Source organism: uncultured Meiothermus sp., from assembly GCF_937863175.1.
Taxonomy (GTDB): Bacteria; Deinococcota; Deinococci; order Deinococcales; family Thermaceae; genus Meiothermus.
Map to the genome: position 1 here is coordinate 1 of NZ_CALMCQ010000246.1, position 3,141 is coordinate 3,141.

Here is a 3,141-nt window from a genome sequence, read left to right on the forward strand (position 1 = left end):
TGGTCTGGGGCAGGTCTTTATTGAACTCAAGGATTTCCAGAGAGCCAGGTTCAACTTCACCAAGGCAGTGGCTCTGGAAAGGGATAATCCGGTTTACCGCTTCTGGCTTTGCCGAGCCAATGAACTCCTGGGCGATAGAATCGGTGCACGCGCCCAGTGCGAGCAAGCCCTCAAGCTTCGGCCCGATTTCAGGGAAGCCCAGGAAGTCCTCAACCGTTTGCGATAGTTTGAGGAACCAGCCCGGACTTCCCCGGTCAGGGCTGGTTTTGGTGTGGTTGTGGTCTAGCTGGTAGATTGTGGCCATGGCCTGGAAGCTGGAAACCTGGAACCCGGAGTACGCACTACCCGAGCGGATGCAGTCTGAAGAAGAGCAGGGTGGTCTCGAGGACGTCAAAACCCACTACGAAGGCGACTGGGCTGCCCGCTCACCCGCAAAAACCGAACCCGATCTGTGGCCCATTGTTTATCTGGTGGATGGGCGTCAGCGCATAGATGCCCAGATTGCCGACTCCGGAGGCCGGAGTGCGATGCTGGCAAAGGTGATTGCAGGTGCGGTGCTGCGCGATGGGGGCGGTATTCGCCCGGTGGGGGAGCCCTTGAAGCGAGATGTCCTGCTGCACAGTGCAGACCTTGTGGAGCCCCTCCCCCTGGCCCTGCAGCATTACCAGCCCATTCGCACCAGAAAGTCCGACCCCGCCAGCATGCGGGCCAGGCTGACCGAGGTAATGCGGGGTCTCGAGGCCAGCCTGGTCAACGAACTCGAGGGCGGCCTGGTGGTTATGGACGGGCAGATATTCCCCGGTGAGCAAACCTTCAAAGAGACCGAGCGAATTCTGGGCTACACCAAAACCCAGGCCGCGACCTACCTGGGGCCTGAGCAGCAAGCCCTGCTGCACCGGCTTAAACCCTTCGAGCGCACCCCAATTTTTTCAATTCCAGGCTATGGTCTGCGCCGTCCGCTGGATGTGTTTTCCTGGTACGTGCGACTTCCGCTCAGTCCCAGTGCGCCGTTTTATGGGGGCGCTGCACTGCTGCGGGTAGAAACCCCCACCCCAGAGCCTTCCGATGCGGTCAGGCTGGCCGATCTTTCGGTGAGCCTTTTTGGTGCGCTGGCCTCCTCGCCCGCCCGCGACCCTCGAGCGCCGCAAAACCTGATTCCCATTGGAGGATTGGAGCAGTGGCTGGGGCGGCATATGGGCCATGGCGACGTGGTTCGACGTAAAATCGTTCAGGCACTGTTTGGTTGACTGGGAGGCATGGGTGAGACAGGTCGGAATGGTACTGGGCAGCCGTGAGGCCGGAGCACTGGACTTCTGGGTTGCCGTCGAGGAAGGGCAGTATCTGCGCCTTGACGACCTGGTGTATGTCGAGTTTCGCCACCCCGACCCAAAAAAGGGTGACGAGAACGGCAACGTGCGCTACTACGGCATGGTAGATCAGGTCATCAAGCTCTACGAGGGCGCTCCCTTCGATACCGACGTGTTTTTGGCCCAGCGCGATTTGCTGCCCGTCAGCCTCTCGTATGCGGCCCACGTGCAGGTCACCCGACTGCTGCCCGAAGAGTATCTACCGCCGAGTCCGGGCTCGAGGGTCTTTCTGGCCCAGGAAGAGGCCCTCAACCTGGCCCTCTACTACGACCGGATGCGCGACCAGAGGCTGCCGGTGGGCATCCTCAAGAATGGCGAGGTGGCCTATCTCAACTTCGAGTTCCTGAACGGCTTCAAAGGGGGACACGTCAACATCTCCGGCGTCTCGGGAGTAGCCGCCAAAACCAGCTATGCCACCTTCTTGCTGCACAGCATCTTCCAGTCGCCCGCCAACCGCCACAAAGCCAACACCAGAGCTCTGATCTTCAACGTCAAGGGCGAGGATCTGTTCTACCTCGACAAAGACAACAACGGCTTGCAACTCGAGGCCAAAGAGGCTTACCAGAAGCTAGGGCTACCCGCTCGAGCTTTTCAGAGCGTCAGTTTTCTGGCCCCACCGCGTAAAACCCCCGGTGACATCTTGCCCGCCGTAAACCGCCAGGATGCCAGCGTCTACTACTGGGATCTGGCGCAGTTCTGCCGCGAAGGGCTGTTACCCTTTTTGTTTACCGACCGGGGGGCCATGAACAACCTGGGCTTTCTGATTGACCAGGTCACCGAGCGACTGCGCCGCCTGGTGGGCGACGAAAGGGGGGGTCAGAAAGGCCCGGCCTTGCAGGTTGACGACTGGTCAGACGAGAGTTCAAAAATGGAGGCCAGCGTGACCTTTGACGACCTGGGTCGGCTCAAAATCGCCACGTTTGCCCAACTGGTGCGTTATGTAGAGTTCAAGCTGCTTGGCCCCGAGTCCAGCGAAGAGGACGACAAGCGGCCCAAGGGCGACCCGCGCTGGACGGCCCGGCAGGCCTCTGGAACCCTCGAGGCCTTCATCCGGCGTCTGCGAGCAGCCACTGGCAACGTGGAGCACCTGATTCGCGGCGATAAACCCGGCAGGCGCCCCAACCCGCTGGGCAGCGAGGCCCAGGTGAGCGTGGTGGACATTAACCAGTTGTCGGCACAGGGGCAGATGTTCGTGGTGGGCTCCATTTTGCGCGAGGTGTTTGGCCGCAAAGAGCGAGACAACTACCAGGGGCGGGTGTTCGTGGTGCTGGACGAGTTGAACAAATATGCCCCTCGGGATGGCGAAAGCCCCATCAAGGACATTCTGCTGGACATTGCCGAGCGCGGGCGTAGCCTGGGGGTGATCCTGATTGGGGCGCAGCAGACCGCTTCCGAGGTGGAAAGCCGTGTGGTGGGAAATGCGGCCATCCGGGTGGTGGGTCGGCTGGACGCCGCCGAGGCCGAGCGCCCCGAGTACCGCTACCTGCCGGCCTCCTTCCGCCAGCGAGCCATGATTCTGCCACAGGGGACAATGATTTTACATCAGCCCGAGATTCCGGTGCCGTTGCCCCTGACCTTTCCGCTTCCGGCCTGGGCGATGAAAAAGGATGAAGTTAAAGAAGATCTCTCGGCAGCAGCGATATCAAAGCTGATAGACTGATGGAAGTAGAAAGCGATGTGCCAGTGTTGCCATCCAGTAGACTTTATGCAGAAGCCGCCGATGGCTGATTGCCTGTAGCGGATAGCTCCGTCAGGCACAACAACTCCTATGGCA

3 protein-coding genes are annotated in these 3,141 nt (G+C 60.4%); all 3 read left to right on the forward strand.

Going from position 1 to position 3,141, the window contains the following annotated elements; genetic code table 11:
- A partial coding sequence (locus Q0288_RS09400) for a tetratricopeptide repeat protein (RefSeq protein WP_366914739.1) occupies nt 1-226 on the forward strand: 226 nt, incomplete at its 5' end.
- 76 nt (nt 227-302) lie between these two features.
- Nucleotides 303-1,247, forward strand: a complete 945-nt coding sequence (locus Q0288_RS09405; RefSeq protein ID WP_299429742.1) for a hypothetical protein — start codon at nt 303-305, stop codon at nt 1,245-1,247.
- Nucleotides 1,248-1,260: 13 nt separating this feature from the next.
- On the forward strand, nt 1,261-3,027 hold the full coding sequence (locus tag Q0288_RS09410) for an ATP-binding protein (protein ID WP_299429744.1): 1,767 nt from the start codon (nt 1,261-1,263) through the stop codon (nt 3,025-3,027).
- The last annotated feature ends 114 nt before the right edge of the window (nt 3,028-3,141 follow it).